This window comes from Nocardioides ochotonae (genome assembly GCF_011420305.2).
Classification (GTDB): domain Bacteria; phylum Actinomycetota; class Actinomycetes; order Propionibacteriales; family Nocardioidaceae; genus Nocardioides; species Nocardioides ochotonae.
On the sequence record NZ_CP061769.1, the window covers coordinates 3595357 to 3615733 of the forward strand.

At 66.8% G+C, this 20377-nt stretch carries 16 protein-coding genes; 4 read left to right on the forward strand and 12 right to left on the reverse strand.

Annotated features, from left to right (window positions below):
- Positions 1-138 precede the first annotated feature (138 nt).
- On the forward strand, positions 139-1728 hold the full coding sequence (locus HBO46_RS17320) for an MDR family MFS transporter (RefSeq protein WP_166133913.1): 1590 nt from the start codon (positions 139-141) through the stop codon (positions 1726-1728).
- A 94-nt stretch (positions 1729-1822) separates the two neighbouring features.
- Positions 1823-2542, forward strand: coding sequence for a Type 1 glutamine amidotransferase-like domain-containing protein (locus HBO46_RS17325; protein WP_166133915.1), 720 nt, complete (start codon positions 1823-1825; stop codon positions 2540-2542).
- Here HBO46_RS17325 and HBO46_RS17330 read toward each other — a convergent pair.
- Entirely contained in the window at positions 2515-4164 is a 1650-nt protein-coding gene (locus tag HBO46_RS17330) for a nuclease-related domain-containing DEAD/DEAH box helicase (protein WP_166133917.1), read from the reverse strand. The two genes, HBO46_RS17325 and HBO46_RS17330, sit on opposite strands and share 28 nt — an antisense overlap.
- Before the next feature lie 112 nt (positions 4165-4276).
- Between HBO46_RS17330 and HBO46_RS17335 the strand changes: the two genes are divergently transcribed.
- Complete coding sequence (locus HBO46_RS17335; RefSeq protein ID WP_207950224.1) at positions 4277-5188, forward strand: SDR family NAD(P)-dependent oxidoreductase; 912 nt, start codon at positions 4277-4279, stop codon at positions 5186-5188.
- On the opposite strand, the gene HBO46_RS20890 is transcribed toward HBO46_RS17335, so the two are convergent.
- The 4 genes from HBO46_RS20890 to HBO46_RS17355 all read right to left on the reverse strand — a co-directional run bounded on the left by HBO46_RS20890 (position 5074) and on the right by HBO46_RS17355 (position 8409).
- Complete coding sequence (locus HBO46_RS20890; protein WP_166133921.1) at positions 5074-5478, reverse strand: HNH endonuclease signature motif containing protein; 405 nt, start codon at positions 5476-5478, stop codon at positions 5074-5076. The two genes, HBO46_RS17335 and HBO46_RS20890, sit on opposite strands and share 115 nt — an antisense overlap.
- A 315-nt stretch (positions 5479-5793) precedes the next feature.
- Positions 5794-6120 carry a 13E12 repeat family protein gene (locus HBO46_RS20895; RefSeq protein WP_166133923.1) on the reverse strand — a complete coding sequence of 109 codons (327 nt, stop codon included), beginning with the start codon at positions 6118-6120 and terminating at the stop codon, positions 5794-5796.
- A 222-nt stretch (positions 6121-6342) separates the two neighbouring features.
- Positions 6343-6864, reverse strand: coding sequence for a hypothetical protein (locus tag HBO46_RS17350; protein ID WP_166133925.1), 522 nt, complete (start codon positions 6862-6864; stop codon positions 6343-6345).
- An 867-nt stretch (positions 6865-7731) separates the two neighbouring features.
- On the reverse strand, positions 7732-8409 hold the full coding sequence (locus tag HBO46_RS17355; protein WP_166133927.1) for a hypothetical protein: 678 nt from the start codon (positions 8407-8409) through the stop codon (positions 7732-7734).
- 984 nt (positions 8410-9393) lie between these two features.
- On the opposite strand from HBO46_RS17355, the gene HBO46_RS17360 reads away from it, so the two are divergent.
- Complete coding sequence (locus HBO46_RS17360; protein WP_166133929.1) at positions 9394-10635, forward strand: helicase associated domain-containing protein; 1242 nt, start codon at positions 9394-9396, stop codon at positions 10633-10635.
- 170 nt (positions 10636-10805) lie between these two features.
- Here the strand turns inward: HBO46_RS17360 and HBO46_RS17365 are convergent, their stop codons facing one another.
- The 7 genes from HBO46_RS17365 to HBO46_RS17395 all read right to left on the reverse strand — a co-directional run bounded on the left by HBO46_RS17365 (position 10806) and on the right by HBO46_RS17395 (position 19729).
- Positions 10806-12188: a hypothetical protein gene (locus tag HBO46_RS17365; protein ID WP_166133931.1), complete on the reverse strand. Its 1383-nt coding sequence runs from the start codon at positions 12186-12188 to the stop codon at positions 10806-10808.
- A 781-nt stretch (positions 12189-12969) separates the two neighbouring features.
- The gene (locus HBO46_RS17370) at positions 12970-13353 is read right to left on the reverse strand and encodes a hypothetical protein (RefSeq protein ID WP_166133933.1); all 384 of its coding nucleotides are present in this window, start codon (positions 13351-13353) and stop codon (positions 12970-12972) included.
- A 379-nt stretch (positions 13354-13732) separates the two neighbouring features.
- Positions 13733-14518 (reverse strand): helix-turn-helix domain-containing protein, encoded by a 786-nt coding sequence (locus HBO46_RS17375; RefSeq protein ID WP_166133935.1) that lies wholly within the window; start codon positions 14516-14518, stop codon positions 13733-13735.
- Positions 14511-15776 (reverse strand): hypothetical protein, encoded by a 1266-nt coding sequence (locus HBO46_RS17380; protein ID WP_166133937.1) that lies wholly within the window; start codon positions 15774-15776, stop codon positions 14511-14513. The genes HBO46_RS17375 and HBO46_RS17380 overlap by 8 nt, the downstream gene beginning before the upstream one ends.
- A complete protein-coding gene (locus HBO46_RS17385) occupies positions 15776-16633 on the reverse strand; it encodes an ATP-binding protein (RefSeq protein ID WP_166133939.1) in 858 nt (285 codons plus the stop codon). Before HBO46_RS17385 ends, HBO46_RS17380 begins: the two co-directional genes overlap by 1 nt.
- A gap of 60 nt (positions 16634-16693) precedes the next feature.
- Positions 16694-18736 (reverse strand): Mu transposase C-terminal domain-containing protein, encoded by a 2043-nt coding sequence (locus HBO46_RS17390; protein WP_166133941.1) that lies wholly within the window; start codon positions 18734-18736, stop codon positions 16694-16696.
- A gap of 42 nt (positions 18737-18778) precedes the next feature.
- On the reverse strand, positions 18779-19729 hold the full coding sequence (locus tag HBO46_RS17395; protein ID WP_166133943.1) for a hypothetical protein: 951 nt from the start codon (positions 19727-19729) through the stop codon (positions 18779-18781).
- Positions 19730-20377 lie beyond the last annotated feature (648 nt).

Genomic DNA, 20377 nt, shown 5'->3' on the forward strand with positions numbered 1-20377 from the left:
TCCGCCTCGGGCGCAAGTGCGTGATTGCCCACTCCGCAGTGCCGTTGGACCATGACCCAGGTCACGTCGCGGTCGTACCGTGGCAGTGGCCGGGCGCGCACTCGGCTCATCCCCTGAACCCCAGTGGCTGGAGCCGGCATGGCAACCACCTCCGAAGAGACGGGCAGGATCCCGCGGGCCGTGCTCGTCACCGGCCTGGTCGTGGTGGCCGGCATGCTGATGCCGGTGCTGGACAGCACGATCGTCAACGTCGCCCTCGACACGCTGAGCTCCGACCTCGACGCCTCGCTGAACAAGACGCAGTGGGTCGTCACCGGCTATCTGCTCGCCGTCGCCATGGTCATCCCCATCACCGGATGGGCGATGGACCGGTTCGGGTCGAAGACGATCTGGATCATGGCGGTGACCTTGTTCATGCTCGGCTCCGCCCTGTGCGCGGCCGCCTGGAACATCGAGAGCCTGATCGGCTTCCGCATCCTTCAGGGCCTCGGCGGCGGCATGCTCCTGCCCGCCGGGCAGGCGATGATCGCCAAGGCCGCCGGGCAGGACCGCATGGGCAGCGCGATGGCCGTCCTCGGCATCCCGATGCTGCTGGGACCGGTCTTCGGGCCGGTGCTCGGCGGCCTGCTCGTCGAGTACACGACCTGGCACTGGATCTTCGTGGTCAACGTGCCCGTCGGGCTCATCGCGATCGCGCTGGCGGTCTGGAAGCTGCCCGGCGGCCGGCCGGAGGACGACGCGGGCGCGCTCGACATCGTCGGCCTCGTGCTGCTCTCCGGCAGCCTCGCCAGCCTGCTCTACGGCCTCTCCGAGGCGAGCTCCCAGGGCGGGTTCGACAAGGCGGGGGTGCTCGGCTGGCTCATCGGCGGCGGGGTCGGGCTGGTCGCCTACACCGCGTGGAGCCTCATCCGTGGGCCGGCGTCGATCATCGACGTGCGGCTGCTCACCAACCGGGTCTTCGCGAGCAGCACGGTCACGATCTTCCTGGTCGGCATCGGCATGTTCGGCGGGATGCTGCTGCTGCCGCTGTACTACCAGACCGTGCGCGGTCAGGGCGCGCTCGACGCCGGGCTGCTGCTCGCACCCCAGGGCCTCGGCGCGGTCGTGGCGGTCGTCCTCACCGGCAAGCTCACCGACCGGATCGGCGCCGGGTACGTCGTCCCCGTCGGCGTCCTGCTCGCCCTCGCCGGCACGCTGCCGTTCACCCAGGTCGGCACGGACACCTCCTACTGGTGGCTGTCGCTCGCCCTGTTCGTGCGCGGCATCGGCCTCGGCGCGGTCATGATGCCGACCATCTCCTCGGCGTACAGCACGCTGAGCAAGGACAAGGCCTCCCGGGCCGCGCCCACCCTCTCGGCCACCCAGCAGGTCGGCGCTTCCCTCGGCAGCGCGCTGCTGATCACCGCGCTGACCCACCACTTCACCCACGAGCTCCTCGACCGCGGCGTGCAGTCGCAGAGCCGCAGCGGCGGTGGCGGGGGCGGCAGCACCGAGCTGTCATCGATCCCGCGCTCGGAGATGCCGGTCATCGGTCCGCTCCTCGCCGACTCCTACGGCTTCGCCTTCTGGGTGGCCTGGGTGCTGATGGCGCTGATCCTGATCCCGGCCATCGGTCTCCCCCGGCACTGGCACGGCAAGGAGCCCCAGGACCCCGACGACACCCCGCCGGGCGCTGCCCCCGACGCGGACACGGACGCCGACGTGGCGCCGGTCCGACCCGGCGGCTAGCGCTCGGGAGAGGACGCCCTCGACCGGCGCCGCTGAGTTCTGGCGCCGTCCCGGGTCTCCAGGCACGTCCCCCTCCTCTGTCCCAGGAGTCCACGTGAAGCTGTTGCTCACCTCCGGCGGCGTCACCAACCCCAGCATCCACGCCGAACTCGAGAAGATGCTCGGCAAGCCCGTCGCCGAGTCGCACGCGTTGGTCGTCCCCACCGCACAGTGGGGGCACCCGATGTGTCAGCCCTCCTCGGTGCAGGGGCTGGTGGCCGCGGCCCCCGACTCGCGCTTCGGCCACCTCACCGGTCTCGGGTGGGCCTCGCTCGGGGTCCTGGAGCTGACCGCGTTGCCCACGATCGGCGCAGACCGCTGGGTGCCGTGGGTGCGCGACGCCGACGCGCTGCTCGTCGACGGCGGTGACGCCACCTACCTGTGTCACTGGATGCGGGAGTCCGGGCTCGCCGACCTGCTGCCCTCGCTCCCCGACGCCGTCTGGGTGGGGGTGAGCGCCGGGAGCATGGTGATGACCCCGCGGATCGGCGACTACTTCGTCGAGTGGCCCGGCGCCCCGGACGACCGCACGCTCGGAATTGTCGACTTCTCGATCTTCCCGCACCTCGACGCGTTCCCGACCAACACCATGGAGGCGGCGAAGCGATGGGCCGCCGACCTCGGCGCCCCGGCGTACGTCATCGACGAGCAGACGGCGATCAAGGTCGTCGACGAGTCCGTCGAGGTGGTCTCCGAGGGGCGGTGGGCGATGCTCGGGTCCGCACCGGAGCCCGCCTCGCCGGACGGTCAGATCCCGAGCCGCCCGGCGACCTGATCCCCGCCCACCCGGCGTACGATGTCGGGGTCACCGACCACCACCAGCTGGTCGGTGGCGCGGGACATCCCGACGTAGAGGCGCTCGCGAGCCCGGTCGCGGGTGCCGTCCTCGTTGAGGCAGAGGACCACCGCGGGCCGCTCGAGCCCCTTGCACCCGAGGACGTGGCCGTAGAAGACGTCCTCGTCCTCCCAGAAGGTGCGCCAGTAGCCGTGCTGGTCGTGGAAATCGGTGCGCTCCGTCTGCACGGGGTGCCGGTGGCCGGTGGTGAGCAGGCAGATGTTGCGCGGTTCCCAGCCCTCCTCCAGGAGCCGGTCGACCTCGTCGTCGGCGATCCCGAGCGCGTCCTCGGTCGTCGCCTTCACGAAGCGCACCTCGGGCCCCTCGCCTCCGGATGCGTACATGCGGCTGGGCGCGAGCGGACCGAAGGAGTCGTGGATCTGCTTGGTGTTGCGCAGGTTGTGGTCCAGCACGAGCGGCACCAGCGGGACCGGCGGCCGACCGAACCGGGCGAAGATCCGCTGGTTCTCGTCGGAGTAGACGAACAGCCCGCCGTCCTCCTCGTCGCGCAGCGCCGCGAGCACCGGGGTCCACCAGTCGTCGGCGAAGTCCTGCGCCTCGTCGACGACGATCGAGTCGTACTTCTTGCCGTCCGGGAGGCGCGCGGCGAGATCGGCCATCAGCGCCGGCAGCTCGTGCTCCCAGAACCCGCTGTCCTGCCGGTCCCCGTCCGGCGCACCCCACTGGGCGCCGAACTCGTGGAAGGTCCCGACGAAGGCGGGACGCTCCTTGCGGTGCCAGCCCGCGACCTGGCGCTTGAGGTGCTCGGCGAGTCCGATCGAGTAGCAGAGCACGGCGACGCGCTCGGCCTTGCGCCCGAGTCGGCCGCGGGTGAGCTCCTTGGCCTGCTGCAGCGCCAGCACCGTCTTGCCGCTGCCCGCGCCACCGCGCACCTCGACGCGTCGCAGCAGCCGGGTCACCTGGAGGATGGCCGCCTGCTCCACGGTGAGCCGGTCGGCCTCGGCCGCGCGCTCGGCGGCCTCGGCGTTGACGTCGTACGTCGTGTGGTGGCGCCCGGTGAGGATCTCGGCGATGAGCTCGACGTCGGCCAGCGTCGGAGTCCGGCCGCCGTGGTCCATGAGGTGGGCGTTCTTCCGGACCCGCAGGGTGGGCTGCTCGAGGTCGTCGCGGTCGTGCAGCGCCCATCGCGGCAGCTCGGGTGCCGCGAAGTCCGCCGCGAAGCTGGAGTAGGGCGTCACCACCCCATGGGCCCACGCGACTCGTCCCCGGCTGCCCCAGCGCGGGTCGTTCTCGACGTAGCGGCGCAGCGCGTGCTTGCTGTCGCGCGCCTGGTCGACCGGGTGGATCGGGTGCGACTCCCCCGCCCGGCCCTGCCGCCACCCCTCGTCGTACCAGACCGAACCGCCCTTGACCTCGAGCACCAGCACGCCGAAGTCGGGCATCAGCAGCACCAGGTCGGCCTCGTGGTCCTTCGACTCGTCGGTGAGGCGCAGGTTGGCGACCACGACGTCCTCCTCGCCGAGGTCCGCAGCCAGACGCTCCCAGACCTCGCGCTCGGAGGAGGTCGTGAAGGCGGGCGTCGGCGGGATCAGTCGGGGCACAGCGCGAGCGTGCCAGCAGGGCACCGGACCCCGCTTGGTTTCCGGTGCACTGCTGGCCACTCAGTGGACGACGGCCTCCTGCCGCGGTTGGAGAAGGCCGACCATGGGCGCCATGTCATCGAAGCGCCCACCCGAGGCCGCCGTCCACGTCGTGACCGGCGCGACGGCCGGCCTGGGTCTGGAGACCGCTGCCTCCCTCGCCTCGACCGGTCATCACGTCGTCCTGTGCGGGCGCGACGAGGAACGGCTCGCGTCGGCTCGGGCCACCGTCCTCGAACGGTGTCCGGAGGCGTCGCTCGACGTCGTGGAGCTGGACCTCGCGTCCCTCGCCCAGGTCCGCCGTGCCGCCCAGCAGGTCCGGGACCGCTACGAGTCGGTCGACGTGCTGATCAACAACGCCGGGGTCATGTACACGCCGCTGGAGCGCACCAGCGACGGGTTCGAGAGGCAGTTCGGCGTCAACCACGTCGGGCACTTCGAGTGGACCAAGCAGCTCATGCCCCTGCTGCTGGCCGGGTCCGGGGCCCGCGTCGTGAACCTCTCCAGCGCCGCGCACCGCGCCCACGGCGTCGACCTGGCTGACGCCAACTGGGAGCGACGGCCCTACGACAAGTTCGCGGCCTACGGGGCCGCCAAGACGGCGAACATCCTGTTCACCGTCGAGTTCGAGCGTCGGTTCGGCAGGTACGGCGTGCACGCGTTCGCCGTACACCCGGGCACCGTGAACACCACGCTCGGGCGCTACCTGACCCGTGAGGACATGCGCCATCTGAAGCAGCTGGTCGCGGAGCGCACGGGCGCGCCCAGCGGCGAGAAGCCCCCGCCGCTGGTGTACTCGACCGTGCAGGACGGCGCGGCCACCTCCGTCTGGGCAGCGACCAGCCACGAGCTCGTCGGCCGCGGCGGGCTCTATCTCTCCGACTGCGCGGAGGACACCCCCGCGCCCCATGCAGTCGCTGCCGACCAGGCGGAGGAGCTGTGGCGGCTCTCCGAAGCGCTGTGTGGCGCGTGGGACGAGCGATAGGGCGGATCGCGCGGTCGTGAGGTTCGCCGAGTGAATCGCAGGTCGCCGTTCGACATGCGTTGGTGCAGACATCGGCCGTCGTGGATCAGGTGGTGATGATGACCGCACAGAAGAATGGCATTGTCGAGATCGGTCTTTCCGCCCGCTGACCACGGATCCACATGATCCGCCTCGCACCACGTCGAGGGAATCGTGCAGCCGTCCGCCCGGCATTCTTTGTCTCGAATCGCCAATGCCTTTCTCTGGCCCGGACTGAAGAGCCGGTTCGTGCGACCGAGATCGAGCGGCACCGAGCGGGTGCCGAGGACTGCGGGGACGAGATTGCCGTGCAGGCCAGGCGTCGTGCCTCGCCTGCGGTGATGCGGGAGCCGTCCGCGGCGTCGCGGAACCCAGCCCCTCGACGAGGGCTGTCAGGTCCATCGTGATCACCAGCGTCGTCGCGTCGCCGCCGTGCAGCGACAGGCGGGTGGGGTCGATCGCCTCGAGCAGCGAGCAGAATGCCTCGCCGAGTCGCCGCTCGTAGGGCACGCGCCGCCCGTCCGCAGCCGGCGAGGCGGGCTCGTCCGCTGCCCGGCGGGGGTTGGTGAAGGACTCCAGCATCGTGGTCAGTCGCAGCGCGAGGACCTCCAGCAGCCGCTCGGCCAGGCGGCCCAGCTCACGGGGCCCGAAGTCGGCGGCCTGCTCGACCGGGTGCGTCTCGGCGCGAGCCAGCTGGCCGACCACTCCTCCGCGTCGGCCTCGACCAGCGAGAACGCATCGGTCAGGTCGTCGAGGGCAGCGACCATCACGTGGCCATGGTCCAGGCTGACCTGCCCGCCCGCGAGCGCCGTGCCGACGCGGTGCCAACGCTGCTCACGGGCGACTCCGAGTCGCTGAAGCCTTCGGGCGGACGGGCCGGAGGTGTGGGTGCGGTGCGCGACCCACGCGGCCACGCTTCTCCGAGATCGACAGGAAGGTCGGGTCGCGGTCCGCGATCTTGTCGAGGAACGCCACCGCGCACCCCACGTCGGCGAGGTAGGGATGAGCCGTGTCAGCCATCGTCGCCTCCCGAGAGGACGTGGTGGAGAAGTTCGAAAGTGTTCGAAATGGCTCGGAAGGTAAAGAGTGAATCTGTGGAGGCGCGCGGGCTGCGACCATCCGGACAGTGACGACGACTAGTTGCCCGTCACCTCGAGGTCGACCAGAACGCCCGTCCACACGGCGCGCGTCGCTGGGTCGATGGGTCCGGGGGGCGGCAGGTAGCTCGACTCGAGGTCCTCGTAGCGGGCCGTGCCCGGGACGGGGCACCAAGCAGCGCCGTCGCCGGGTCGGTAGTCCTGCCACTCCATGCGGACCCGCTTCACGAGGCCCTCTGTCATCGGCAATCCGTCAGGGGCGTCGAGGTTGTTCGCTGAGACGACACCGATGAGGTCGACGGGGCCGGTGACTGGTCGGGGCGCATCCCAGTAGATGGTCGCGCCGTCGGCGTCGATGACCGTCGGATGCCTGCCACCCTCCGCTCCGGCCCACGGAGGAATGGCCCGGGCGAGACCGGTCAGCCGGTGGTGCTGATCGGGACCCTGGTCCCCTCGACTGCTCTCGCGGAACTCCAGCCACGCACCGAGCTGGTCACCCACGACGATGACGGCACCGTCTTCTTCCAAGTGCCAAGCGGGGACATGCACGGTCAAGCCCATGTCGCCAGTCTCCCGCACAAGCGCAACGAACCCGACCCCCCACACGGAGGGGCCGGGTTCGCGTGGCTGCCGCTCGTGGACTCGCCGTCACTCCCCGCAGGGGATCAGGGTCGGCCCACCTTCATCGGATGACGATGTAGGACGACAGTAGGACCGTCGTAGGACGACAGGTGATCGTCGGTCCGCGCGCTGGCGGTTGCTACTTTCCAACCAGCGTGGCACGTAGCCGAGTCCTGTGGACCCGACGTCTAGGGACACGGGTTCCGCGACACGCACCCTCCAGTTGGGTTGACACAGGAGGTAACCGGGTCGCCCGGCTCCGGGAGGTCTCCAGGCCGCTTGGATGCATCACTATCGATGGATGCGTTGGCGCGCCGCACGACACGGTAGCAACGGGGTGGGTGGTCCCCACCCGTAATGAGAGGGCAACAACAGGGCGGAGGTCCCGCGCACAAAAAGGTCAATCACCCGAGCATGAAAGACCGTTGGCCCGCCTGGTCAGGCGACAGGCAAGGGAAAACGCGGCGATGGTACCTGCCCCCAGAAGGACCACCGCAACAATCAACCCGCCCTGCACTGTGTGGAAGGCTCCACCCCACTCAAAGGCGCCGAGCACCTTCAGACCCAGCGGGATGAGCAGCGCAACAATCACTATCTCAATGACCCCTAGGGCGAACGCAGCAGCCGCGTAAGATCTGCAGCGGTTCGCCAACCTTTTCCGCTCCGCCCTGGTGTCGGGGGTCCGAGTGTTGAGGAGTTCGTTAACGACTGGCCAGACTCCTGCTAGATACGCGGCGGCGACCGCTAGGAGCAGACTTACGACCCCGAAAGCATCAACGATCTGCTGGTCAAGACTCGGTGGTTGCCTCATCCGCGGCGCGACCTCTTGGCTTTGCCCGGCCGTTCGCCCGCGCCTTCTGGGGGAACCGGCGGCTGAGGCATCCCCAGTTGTGCACGCAGCCACACGAACGTTTCCTGCGGAAGCAACCAGATCGCTCCATACTTCGGCTTGGGATCGGGCTGATCGCTCTCACGGCACATCGATAAGACGCGGTCTCGAACGAACCCAGGGGGAAGCCGCACCTCCCACTCTTCGTCCGCGGTTAGTGCCGCACGCCCCAGTTGCTCCTTGACGGCCCCGTCGGCGGATCCACGAAGTTCTACCGGGTAGCGAGCAAACGATGCAGCCACAATTCGGCGCGCTCCGGCAGGCGTCAACTTAAAGAGGCTGGCCACCAGTTGTTCGACTTTATCAATTGGCAATCCTGCGTTGACGAGGCACGCAACCCGAAACATTCTCAGTTCAGACATCGACGAGAACACTGCTCCGCCAGTGGCATAAGCGAGGGACTCCATTGCTCCCGCACGGAGAAGCGCGTCGAGGACGCTAGTCACATCGCTGAGACCGAGCACAGCCTCAAGACGCGCTCGATCTCTCTCGGGAACGGGAACCGAGATGCCAACGGCGGTGACCTGCTCGGCTAGCGGCACCTCAGCCGCGGAGTCCTGCTGTGGTCCAGCGAGCGGCTGGTCGGGCACCGTCATGTTGTCACCGTCCTCTATATCCGCTCGCTGCGAGGAGGCTCAGGGTGCCTCAAGGGCTCGCGCGATCCAATCCGGGGCAGCACCATTGCCGCTCGCGTCCTCAGCAGCGACGCCGACTTGCACGCAGCCGTGTCTCTCCTCAGGAGGTGGAAGGTACCCGGTCGCAGGCGCCAACCGCAGCCACTAACCCGAAGATGTCGACCGTCTGTTGCCCAAGAGATCCGAGCGTGCTGGACCGCGAGACCATCGATTGCACATGTGTTAGGAGGCAGACACGTCTGGCAGTGACGCAGCAACCATGTGCGTTGGCGGTCGCGGGCTTCTGAGTGCACGCAAGATGGAGCGACGAGTCTGTGCACCTCCATGCCGCGTGAAAGCGTCTCTTCGAATGTGACTGACGGCGAGGCTGGGGATTGGCCGACCGGCATGTGGCCAGACAGTCGCGACAGGAGTCACGTCGCGCCTTCCGATGTCGAGTACGGCAGACTCGACCGCGTGGGCAGGATCCGCATGCCGCACCGGTCGTGCGCGACGCGGAGATCGAGTAAGCGCCCTCTTCGGCTTCAATTAGGGAGAAAGAGTTCACGCCCCCAAAGCAGGGTAAATTCTCGGAGAATCCCGCCTAGGAAGCACGGGAGGAGTTCTATGGTTCGGGACGTGCCCACCGCGCCCCGCTCGGAGACTCACCTTGTCTTGGTCGCTTTCCCCGGACACCTATCGTTGCAGCCGTCACGAGGGCGTGTCCTTGACTGACGAGGTGCGGGCACAGGTTAGCGACGGGACCATCACCGTTCCCGGCGGCGGCTATCTCCGTATCCGACCCCTGGCGGTCCTGTTCAGAGCGATGACCAAAACAAAGAGGGTCACCCTAGGGTCGGAACCTAAGAAGGGGCCCTTCTCAGTTTGGGTTATCTGCCCCGGAGTTGAAGGCTCTGAGGAGGAAGAGGACAAGCCGCACGACGAGTTGTGCCAAGGCGAGGTCCAATGACGAACGTGTCCGAGCCAATGTCCAAAGCCAGAGCCCAGATGCTGCGCGAGTCGGCCAAGGAACTGACCCCGGAGAAGAACCTGGACCGGGCTAACGAACACACTAAGTTCGTCATCACCACCGTTGGCACGATCGGCACCCTCCTCGCCGGAGCCGGTGGAGTCACCGCTGCAATTGCCATCGGCCGCAGCACTCTGGACCTGTGCGGCATCCCCGTCGTGCCCGTCGGAGCGCTCGTCACCAGCATCCTCGCTGGAGTCTCGGTCGGTGTCGCACTCTGGGGCAGGCGCCCCAACTTCACCGACGTCAACCCCTCGCGGCTCGAAGACGTCGAGGCGTGGTTCGGAACTGAGATCGACCGCAAGAAGAGCCCAGTCACCTGGTCCGCCCGCATCTTCATCTGGTCCGCATTCGCCGCCGCCATCACTTCGGCGATAGCAGGAATCCTCGTCATCACCAGCGCGACACCACGCAACAACGCGTCCCTGTCCACCACAGTCGGTGACAAGGGTGCCGTCGCCATCGAACTTGGCGGAGCCGTCGACGGTGTCGACGAGGACGGCAAGGTCACCGTCAGCGTCACCACCAACGCACCCAGAAAGGGAGACGCCCCTCAGGAACTAATCAGCGTCGAGGTCTACCCCGATGTGGACGGCAAGGCGACCCTGAGCGGTAAGACCATCGCTCCCCCGGGAAGCACGAGCGCAACCGCCCACATATTGGCCGGTGCAGGCAATGACGAGACCTGGGACCTGCACGTCTCCTTCCCACAAGTGCCCGCAGCCCCCGACCCGGACGCGACAGCGAAGATAGCCTCTGCAACACCGGCCGCCATCTCGCTGCTCGCTAACTACCTCACCACGCACGACGGCAACGTCCCCTCCTCCATCACCGAGGGACTCGAGGGCCTCGACGTGGACGGATGGGTGAAAGCCCAGCAGGAACTCGGCTCCCAGAACCAACTCGGTCCCAGAGAACAGAAGAAACTCAAAGTCATCGTCGACTGGCACGACGCTGACCGGAGCGCGGCCCAGTTCAACCGCGCGGTTGGAACCCTCTTTGTCTGGGCACAGACCCACAAGAACACCATCCCGGACGCCAAGGTCAACGTGGACGGGCGCCGCCTCGGGCAATGGGTAATCAAACAACGTCAACGTTACGCTTCAGGTGACCTCACCACCGGGCAGATCGCCTTGCTCGAAGCGGTCCCCGGCTGGAACTGGCGGCAACCCTCTTGACCGGCTGCACCAGCGCACCAGCGCACCAGCGCACCAGCCGCAAGGAAGCACGGACCAACTCGTGCGGGCGCAGATCGACACCCGCTCCCGAAGGCGGTCGCGGCATCATGTCCCGACTCGACTACTGGCCCGCGCGGCTCCGTACTGGGGGCAGACCCCAGCGGTCGGCATCAGCCGGTGAGGACACGTTCCGCAACGCCTCGGGCCGAGACGACATCGACTGGGAGTCCAACGACGTGAGCCATCGGACCCAGGTCGCGGATAACAAAGGCTGCGCGCACATCCCAAGGTCCAGCCACCGAAGCGTGACCGCTCAGGCGAAGGACGTGGTCCGCCACGGCATGAGGGTCAACCGCGACGTCTTCAACGCTCATGAGCAACTTGGACAGATACCCCTTCGGCTGAAGGAATTCGTCGAGCGTGGAACGAATCGACAGTAAAGTTCCTTCGTGGACGAGATCCTTGTCTTCGAGGATCCAGAGGATCTTGCGATGCACGTCCACAGCAAGGTGGTCGATCTCCCGTCGCATCGTCGTTTGTCCACACCGCGCCTTGTGATTGATGGAGGCGTTGGGAACTCCGGCCGAATCGAGTCGGGCAGCGATCTGCTCTTCGAATCGCTTGCCGCGCTGCGCCTTCGCAGCCCTGAGCGCCTCCTCGAAGGCCGGGATTGTTTCCTTGCGATGTTTGCTGGTCGCGGGCCAGTCCGCGATCAGGAGGCTCGTCACATAGTGGATGACCGCTTGGAACATTAGGTCTCGGATGACGAATACCCAATCGCCGGAACGCACGATGGGGTGGGTAGTAAGGCGAACGGGCTGCCAGCGGAGCGCGCCCGGCTTTAGGTCGGTCAAGGCCACCGAGTCACTTTGGAACATGAGGTAGTCGAAGGGGTCGACGAAGTTAGCGCCATAGTTCGACGCAACCCGATGGATGTGGTCGCGTAGGTCAACGTATCGACACCGACCGACTTCGACGTCGCCAACCGCGTTCCTTAACTCGCCAAAAACGGATATGAGTTCGATAAGCGAGAATCCGGTGGCAACCTTCATCGCCTCGGAGAGCGCATCGAATGTCGGATCACCCGTCGCCCCACCGTCCTTGATCGCGTCCGCGATGGAGGCGTAGATTTCAAGGTCCCCCTCGTCGTAATCGCGCCGAAAGACCTGGGCGTGGGTCAGATGCTTGACCAGGTCAAACGCTCCCGGGACGTAGTCGATGTGCACGACGCGATTGTTGGTCGCTGCTTCGAGCGCGCCAAGCCAGCCAGGATCGGTCCGAGGGCGTTCGTCTTCTCGTCGAGCGATCTCTTCGAGCAATTGCAGGTGCGCGATGGTGCTGAACTGCTCAATGAGGAGATCCCGCTTCCGCACGCTGAGGGTTTTGGTGCCGAACCGGTCCAGGGTGACTGCTCGCTCAAGGGCATGCCGCGCATTCACGCGGTACGCACCCGGGGGGATGGGCACTCGGCGCTTCGACATCGGCGGCGGGATCGACGATCCAACCGGCGGGACCTTGTCCAAGAACTCTGAGACACCCAGCGCGAGTTCCATGACGATTGCCGTACGGGAGAACCTGCTGACCTCGCAATCCCAACGCCGCTGGAGCAGTTGAATGACGTCGCCTAGCCACTCGGCAAGTTCTTGTCCACGGAGACTGGACCTACCTCTAGGCAAGTCGACGCCTGGCGGGATGGACACATCCATGCGGTGCCGTACGGCTGCCAACACCCGGTGCGGAGCAGGGCCCATGTTCATCCGGCCATCATGAGTTCTCCACGTCTTTCGCGATGGCTGTTTCGAATGATCCGCCCCGTGAGAGCACGCCCGCCCAGCAGCAGGCTTGCCCTCCCGTAGAGCGCGACCGACGCAGTCCCGATCTGCGCGAGTGCGACTACCCTTGCCTCCTGCGTCAAGTTGTCGTCCTGGACATGGCGATGGGAGAGGTCCCATGGACAAGCAAGAGCCGGACGCCACGGGTACGGGTGGGACTACCCCGCCACTGGCGATCTCACAGGAGTTCGTCGAGGTGTTGCGATTCGGTGAGTGCTTTCCCCGCCGTGTCCCCGACCCTCCGGTGAACCTCGCAGCGGTCTGGGCCGAGGCACGCGCGCGACGACGCGACGACGCGCAACAGGGCTGAGCGCGAGCATCTTCAGGACGGAAACGTTGGTCGACGGCCCCGGGGTCGTTGATGTTGACGAGGGCATCGCGGGTCGCGCCGACCATGCATCGCAGGGAACTCCCTGCGATGCACCGACGCTGAAGAACAACGACTATCGCTTGAGCGGAATCGCCGCTCTAATCCGCGCCATGCTCCGATTGGCTCCGCGCGCTATGGCCGGCTGGATGGCTGCGGGTCGATGGCGCAGTAGCGGGGCCGCAACTCGGTCAAGAGGTCGAGCGCCGAGTGTGGGCTGCCGCCGACTTCTGCCAGGGAGACGGGGCGTTCGAGTTCTCCCTTGTCGAACGGCCGCATCCCTGGGCACTCCATCTCCCAGTGCTCGACCGCAGCGTGCACAAGTTCCGCGGGCGAGAGCAGGGGCACATTGTCGGTTCGAGTGGCAGCGATCTCTCGATTACTAGGCGTGTCCAGAAGCCCGATCGAGTATGGATTTGGATCCCGCGGGTGCCTCAATGACAAGAGTTCGTCGACTTCGCCGTTTTCCGTCAAACGAATCGTGATGACTACTGGAACTTCCGGGTCAAGCGAAGACATAGCCATAGAGTATCGGCGGCGCGGCCCCTGCGCCGCGGAACTCTGCGGCTGGCGGAGGCGGAGCACCCGGGTGAAACCATCGCGGGACCCGTCACTGCCCGGGAGCACGCCCCCTGCCAAGTGTTGGCGCCCGGCCCAGTGGCGGGGTCCCACACGAGAGGTACAGCCGGTGCTCCGATCCCCGATGGCCCGAGAACCGCCCGGTTCACTTCCCCGATCGAAGTACGTCTGGGCGATTCGGCCCGTCGCGGATGTCGGCGGCGGTTGCTCGGGGGCTGCCGGGGTCCCCCGCGGTGGCCTCCCGGTCTGACGCCTTGAGATGTGGGCGAGTCGCGCCTGGCGGCACCCCTGCGTCACACCCCGACCGGGTCGTCATGCGTCAGTTCAGGGGCGACGTGGGAAGTCCTGCTGGGGTGTCGTCGAGGGCGGCCGGGTAGAGGGAGTAGGTGACGTCGCCGCTCGGGGCGAAGCCGGAACCGCTGTCGACTAATACCCCGAGTCCGAGGAGGAGGTTGACCTCGGAGGTTGTGGCGGGGATCCGGAAGTTGGGGCCGATCGGAGACTTGTGTGCCTGGGCGATCAGGCTGGCTCGTCGTCGGCTGTCCAATCGCTGCGACCTAGTCGCCCGCGGGTGTTGACGGAACCGCGTCTCGGCTTCCTGGTGCGCCTCGTCGCGGGCACGGATCTGAACTCGGCCCGATTCCTGGAACACGAGCAGTCCGGCCGGGGCTAGGGCTTCGTCAAGTTGGCGGGTTGCGGACTGCAGTCGTTCCTGGGTCCAATTAAGGCTGTCGGCGAGGGCGACCGCGGAGGCTTGTGTCTGGAGGGCCTGGAGGAGTGCCCCGAGCGTTGCGGCGTCGGTGTCCCGCGCGGCGGGGTCGCTTCCTGTCTCTGTCGCGCCTTCGCCTTCGGCGTTGAGCGATGGCTCGAAGAAGTCGCCGATGGATACGCGAAGGCAGTCCGCTACGCGCACCAGTGAAGCCACCGAGATTGTGGACAGGTCCGGGTTATCGCCATCTTCGAGTCGGCGATAGACGGGCACGCCCACGCCGGACTCAAGTGCGACGTGGCGAGAGGAGACCTCGCGTTGCATGCGGATGCGTCGCAAGCGCGACTGACTGAGTTCTTGGAGCGCCGGGCGGGCGTACGTTCGTCGCTCAGACATGGGTGAACAGCCTTTCGAGCACGACGGTGTCGTGAGGCACTCGTCGGTCGGCCGCAGACTTGTCGGAGATGAGGTTGGCCTCGCCGAGGTTGAGGCCGAGATCCGCGGCGGCCTGGTTGATGTCGTTGGCGATACGTCGCTCGGCGGGAAACGCGGCGTCGTGAGGCGACAGGCCATCGGGCATGCGGTGGATGAGGTGAGCGCGTAAGTAGGGGCTCGCGGTATGGGGCACGTCGATTCCGGCGACGCAGCGCGCTGGGTTGTGTCGCCATTGTGAGAGGTCGTCGATTGTCACCTTGGCGATGTCGCTGATCGTGGCCCCCGCCATGTAGAGGGCGGTTTCTGCGGCGCGTGAGGTTGCCTTCAGCCCGCGCAGCGCGACGAACAGGGATGCGTCGAGGTGATTGGGCGGGAAGCGGAGTAGCCCGTGGCGGAGCGCTCGCTCATCGAGGCCGAGGTACCAACCGCGGGCGTGGAAGGCGGCCTGTGCGGCGCGGGTGACGACTTGGACGTGTTCGAACCGAGGCTGCTCGACGATGAGCCCGTGCAGGCAGTCGCATGCCTCCGCCTTTGAGATCTCGGCGTTGACGGGCTGTGTCTGCTGCAACCAGTCTCGAACTCGCAGGTAGGCGTCGAGGTAGAGCAGGTGCACCTGGCGATAGGCCTCGGGCAGCATCTGTCGTCGACAGTCGGCGAGGAAGGTCCAGTAGACGCTCACGGGAAGTTGCCAGGTTGGAGCCGTGGTCGCGCTCGTCGGGACGGACGCAGTGTCGGCGTCGGCCGCCTCGATATCCTCGGGCCAACTGGTCGTCACGGGTGCGAGGTGTTGGCTTCGCCCCAAGAGGTCGTCGCGGTAGCCGTTGTCGACGGCGAGCAGGAGCGTTGCGGACGTAGGGGTCACCATGTCGGCAAGTGTTTGGAGCGCCTTGGCACTCATGTGTTGGGCGGCGGTGACAGTGACGAGTCTGGTTTGGTGAGCGGTGAGCCAGGTGGCCACCAGCCCGATTTCAGAAGATTCGCTCTTGAGGACTCCGCGTACGTCGTTGCGCTTGCCCAGAGCGGCCAGGAGGGCTTTCGCAATCTGGGCCGGAGTGTCTAGGTCAGGCCCGTCGACGAGGGTGATCGCCGACAGATCGTGAGCCCGAAGCCTGCGAAGCGCAGTGGACGGGAGGTCAGCGGGCGCCTCGACGATTGCTAGCGGATGCCCCTCGCAGACGAGTCGGTCCATCGATGGGGGAAGCATCGTTGCGGTGGTCATCAGTTGTCGTTCTTCTCGTCGATGACCGGCATGAAGGCGATCGTGTGGCGGACCTCGAGGGAATCGATCGGCCCGTTGAGGGTCTGCTGGTTGCGTAGGTCCTTGATGAGATCGAAGAACTGGATCCACTTGCGGATGCGACCCTTGAGATGCAGCCGGTTGACATCCTGAAACACGCGCGGGTTCGTGCCTTCGATGCCGGGTTCGAGGCGGAGGAGAAACGCCATCAGGTCCTTGTCGGGCATCTTGCCGACGTTGACGGTGACTGCTGCTCGGGAGACCAGTTCTGGGACGGTGGCGCCGACCTTCTTGGCGAGGCCGTTGCCGACGAGGATGGTGGGTAGGCCCTTGCCGGTGGCGTCGTGGGTGCGGTTCCAAAGGGCAAGGATGATCCGCATCGCAGGGACGGTGAGGTTGTGCACGTCGTCGGTGACGAGTACCGCGTCACGGTGCCGGATCTCGCTGGTGAGGTCGTCGCGGATGTCGGCGGCGGTTGCCCGCGGAGCGGCGGGTTCCCCGGTGGCGGCTTCCCAGATCTGGCGCATTGCGTCTCGTGGGGTGCGGGTGTCGATCAGGTTGGCATAGATCGGGTGCGCTGTCTTGTGGAGCCGCACGGCTTCGACGATGGCGGTGGTCTTGCCGACGCCGCGCGGGCCGTCAATGAGTGAGATGTGCCCGGTGCGGATTGTGGTGCGGAGCGCGAACCGGACCGCGTTCACGTCGGCGGTGGGCACATAGCGCGACGGCGGTACTGGCAGCGTGGTGCGCTTCGCGGCGTTGTTGCCGGACGTAAGGCCGATGGCTTCCGCGCTCGGCTCCCGAAGCGACCCTGCCGGTGGGGTCAGAGAGGTGGTCATGGGATGGGTTCTCCTGGTCTATGGGTGTCGAGGCGGGCGTAGTTGGAGGCTTCGCCGTCGTCAGGCGGTGATCTCGCCGGTGGTCGGGTTCACGCGATGTCCGGTGGCGAGGTCCTCGATCGGGTCGTGGTCTGGGTCGTCGAAGTCCACGCTGAAGTCGATCGAGGAGAGCAGGCTCTCGGCGAGAGATGCCTCGCAGTCCTCGTCGGGCTCCTCGGGGTAGGGCATCTCTGGCCAGTCGGCCTCGGGCACCCCTTCTGCGGACTGTCGCTGACGCTCGATCAGCACGCGGGCACTGTCGGAAGCGCGCATCAGGTCGCGGTAGGCCTCGGTGTCGGCGTCTCGCATCGCGACTAGAGCCGCCTTCTGACCCTGCGTTTGTTTCGCGGCACGTTGCACCGTGCCTTCCCACTTTCCGTGGACGAAGATCTCCACGGTGTCGAGGTCGTGCTCGTGGTAACGCAGTTCTACTTGCCGCGTGCCCGCGTCGCGTAGCCGCTTCAGGACCGGGCCTTGGTAGCGGTTCTTGCGGGCCTCGACTCCGTAGTGGTGGAGGTTGCGTGATTCCCGGCGCGACATCGCGTAGACCACCTCGTCCTGGGAGGCGCGCACAACGGGGATGCCGTGCTCGGCGTCGCTCTCACGCCACAGGTCGTGTGGGGTCTTGTTCCCTCGTGACTTGCGTGGGTTGCGGTTCTGCTCGTCGAACCATTCGCCCAGGCGCCGGTCGAGCGTGGAGAGCCTGACCAGGGATCGTTCCGGAAGAATCAGGCCCCCGGTGCGGCGGCTGTAGGTGTCGGCTCCGCCAGCATTGAAGCCCGGCATGTTCGGTGCGAACTTCGTGTCGATCTCTCGGTGGTGCCGCTCCTTGGCTCCGTTCTGCCAGGAGTGGTAGGGCTTGGTGAGTTGGCGCAGCACGTCGAGGTTCAGGAGTTGCTTGCTGACGGCCTTGGAGATGAAGTCCGCGCCACGATCGGTCCTGAGGTACTCCGGTTTGCCTCCGACGAAGACGCCGTCCGCGGTGTAGGAGCCCCGTACGGCCTCGGCGAGGACGTCGAGAACGGTCTCATGGTTCGGGTCGCCGAGGGTGAGCCGATACGCCAGAGTGACGCCGCTATAAAGGTCGTAGCACGTGGTCAGCCAGGGGAAGTCGGCTTCGCCACGCTGATCGGGGAGGACCCGCACGGCCAGTCGGGTGTGGTCCATTCCGAAGGCGTAGGCCCGGTAGGGGATGACTTCCTGGTTGTAGACCTGCTCGACGATCATGCCCTTGACCCCGTGCTTGGCCGCGGCCCGCAACGGTGTTGCCCACTCGTTGACGATCCGCTGGAAGGTGCGAAGGCTGGCGCCTCCCATGTCCACGTCGACGTCGAGGTAGTCGCGATATGCCTTCGCGGCGTCCCCATTAGCCATGAAGTAGGCCTGCTGGAGGCGGATCATGTCGGGCACTGCGATCTTCTCGCGGTGGCGCGTGGCATCACGGACGAAGCCGTCCTCGATGAACTCCTTCACCATCCGGCGGCAGTGCCCTTCGGAGATTCCGAGTGCCGCGGCGGTCTCCTTCGTCTCCCGTCCCGGGATTCGGCCGCAGTCGACCTTCATGATGGCGAGGGCCTTGATCTGCTGGGTGCGTTCGGAGTCGATCGGGAAGTGTGAACGCAGCACTGCCGGGGCATCCGCGCGTGCTGCTGGTGCGGGTCGGAGGGCAACGCCGTGCTCGATCTTCGGCATCGTGAGGGTGTTGGCCTCGTTCGGAATGACCGGTGTAGCCGGGTATCCGGCCGGAACGGTGTTGGCGATGCCAACGGGGGACGTACCGATCCGGCGAACACGACGAGACTCCGCCGCCAGGCCGGCGCTGATCTGGCGTGTCCGGGCGGCCGCCAGGTCACGGGCGCCCTGCTCCGCTGGGGACAGCGGGCGGCGCACGAGACCGGGATTGGCGGAGGAGCGCATCCGGCGCTTCTGCGATGCGGTTGCCACCCGCTTGTTGCGTTTGATGTTGGGGCGCGTCGCGGCCAAGGCATCGCGCGGGGCGGGATCGGCGAGCGGCGTGGACTGGGACGGTGCGGCAGCGCCGGACGGCGGATCTGCGATGGCCATGTTCTTGGTCCTCGGGTGGATGGGAGGGGTCGGCGTCGACGGCTAGGCGGATGCCCGGATTCCCGGCGAACGCCGGGTGCGGGAGTGACTGGGGTTGTACCGGGGACGGGCGTGGACCTCGCCGCTCTTCACCTTCGCGGCGAGAGCACGGTCCTTGACACCGTTGGTCAGATGGGAGAGGTCGACCGGTTCGTTGAGGTGCGGCCAAAGGTCGAGGGGCCCCTGTGGGGTCGGCGCCAGCAAGGTTCGGTCGTTGGCCGCTCGTACCAGAGTCGTGCGATGCAGAGCCCCGAAGGGGATGACCCGCACGCCCTTGAAGTCGTCGCCGAACTTCGCGTAGCCACCCGCTGCCTGACGCAGTGCCTGGTCGAGGACGTTGCTACTGAGGTGTTCGATGCTGCCGCTATGGGTTTTGATCTCGTCGAAGAAGACGGCTCCGGTCTCGGGGTGCTGCCACGCCAGGTCGGTTCGGCCCTGCCCGGTCTGGAACTCCGCTCCGATCAGGATCCAGGGCTCGGCGGGCGCGAAGCGGCGCAAGTAGCGGCACGCGAAACCGGTAGCGGTCTGCTGGAGGCTACGGCGACGATTGTGGTTCTCGCCGTTCACGAGGCTTCCCGCCACGTCGAGCACGTACTCGACAAGATCGATCGGCTGGATCGTTCGCAGAGCCGGGGTGACGATGGCGAGGACGGCGTGGGTGAGCAGACCGACGTCCTGAGCGCGGTATCCGGACAGTTCTCTGGGAAGTGCAGTTCCTGGCACGAGGACTCCGATCGATGCGGCACTTCGAGGCACTGTCCGCGCCCCGGACCGGGGCGTCGGGGTCTCCCCCACGACGCACGGCCCACCGGGGCTGAGAAGTTCCTGCTGAAACGCCTGGGCCTCCGCATGGCTGCGACGCGGAAAGCGATGAGTTAACGGTGCAGGACCCTCGGTGGGGTTCGTGGTGTTCGTTGCGTGGGTGGCCTCGGCGAGGCGACTGGTGGTGGTCACGTCCAAGGGATCGGCGTGCTGGACGTGTCACCGGGAAACGGGGCCGGTTTGGGCCGACTGCGATTGCAACCTACGCTAATAGATGGGACTACCGGGGACAAGAGTGAGGCGGTCAAGCAGTTGCGCGCAGAAGATGCCGCTGCGCAGGGCACACCCGATCGCGATGCCGGGGTTGTGTCCCGTGGACGTGGCCCTGCCACGACTAGCGCCGACGCGGCCCGCTTGTTCGGTAGCGATAGCGGCGCAGCGCACGTAGTCTCCAACTGCTGCAGCGCTCTTGACGTCGCGGATGCACAAGATCCCTCGATCGGACGCACCTTCGGCATCGAAGCGCTCAACCCCGCCTCGGCTTTCGGAGCCGCAGGCACCGACGGAAGAGGTCCGCTCCAGGGCGGGTCAAGTTGCCTAGGAGTTCTGATCGCCAGCGGCAGGTTTGCGGAGGACGCGGAGAGCGTTGACGCTGATCCGCCCGAGCACCGCGCCGCCGCAAGCGTCACGAAGAGCGCGGCGGGAAGCGGACCGCTCGCCGGACAATCGTCGTCCGCGCTACCTGAACCCGGGCGATGGTACGACGACCCTGCCGAGTTTGAACTCCTAGATATTGGGGCGCGACCACGCCGTCCCGTAGAGCCAGATCTCAGCAACAAC

Bases quoted from the DNA above. Each gene is read 5' to 3' on its own strand.
- HBO46_RS17320 (WP_166133913.1), top strand. From the start codon at position 139: ATGGCAACCACCTCCGAAGAGACGGGCAGGATCCCGCGGGCCGTGCTC.
- HBO46_RS17335 (WP_207950224.1), top strand. From the start codon at position 4,277: ATGTCATCGAAGCGCCCACCCGAGGCCGCCGTCCACGTCGTGACCGGC.
- HBO46_RS17350 (WP_166133925.1), bottom strand. From the start codon at position 6,864: ATGGGCTTGACCGTGCATGTCCCCGCTTGGCACTTGGAAGAAGACGGT.
- HBO46_RS17355 (WP_166133927.1), bottom strand. From the start codon at position 8,409: ATGACGGTGCCCGACCAGCCGCTCGCTGGACCACAGCAGGACTCCGCG.
- HBO46_RS17360 (WP_166133929.1), top strand. From the start codon at position 9,394: ATGACGAACGTGTCCGAGCCAATGTCCAAAGCCAGAGCCCAGATGCTG.
- HBO46_RS17365 (WP_166133931.1), bottom strand. From the start codon at position 12,188: ATGGAACTCGCGCTGGGTGTCTCAGAGTTCTTGGACAAGGTCCCGCCG.
- HBO46_RS17370 (WP_166133933.1), bottom strand. From the start codon at position 13,353: ATGTCTTCGCTTGACCCGGAAGTTCCAGTAGTCATCACGATTCGTTTG.
- HBO46_RS17375 (WP_166133935.1), bottom strand. From the start codon at position 14,518: ATGTCTGAGCGACGAACGTACGCCCGCCCGGCGCTCCAAGAACTCAGT.
- HBO46_RS17380 (WP_166133937.1), bottom strand. From the start codon at position 15,776: ATGACCACCGCAACGATGCTTCCCCCATCGATGGACCGACTCGTCTGC.
- HBO46_RS17385 (WP_166133939.1), bottom strand. From the start codon at position 16,633: ATGACCACCTCTCTGACCCCACCGGCAGGGTCGCTTCGGGAGCCGAGC.
- HBO46_RS17390 (WP_166133941.1), bottom strand. From the start codon at position 18,736: ATGGCCATCGCAGATCCGCCGTCCGGCGCTGCCGCACCGTCCCAGTCC.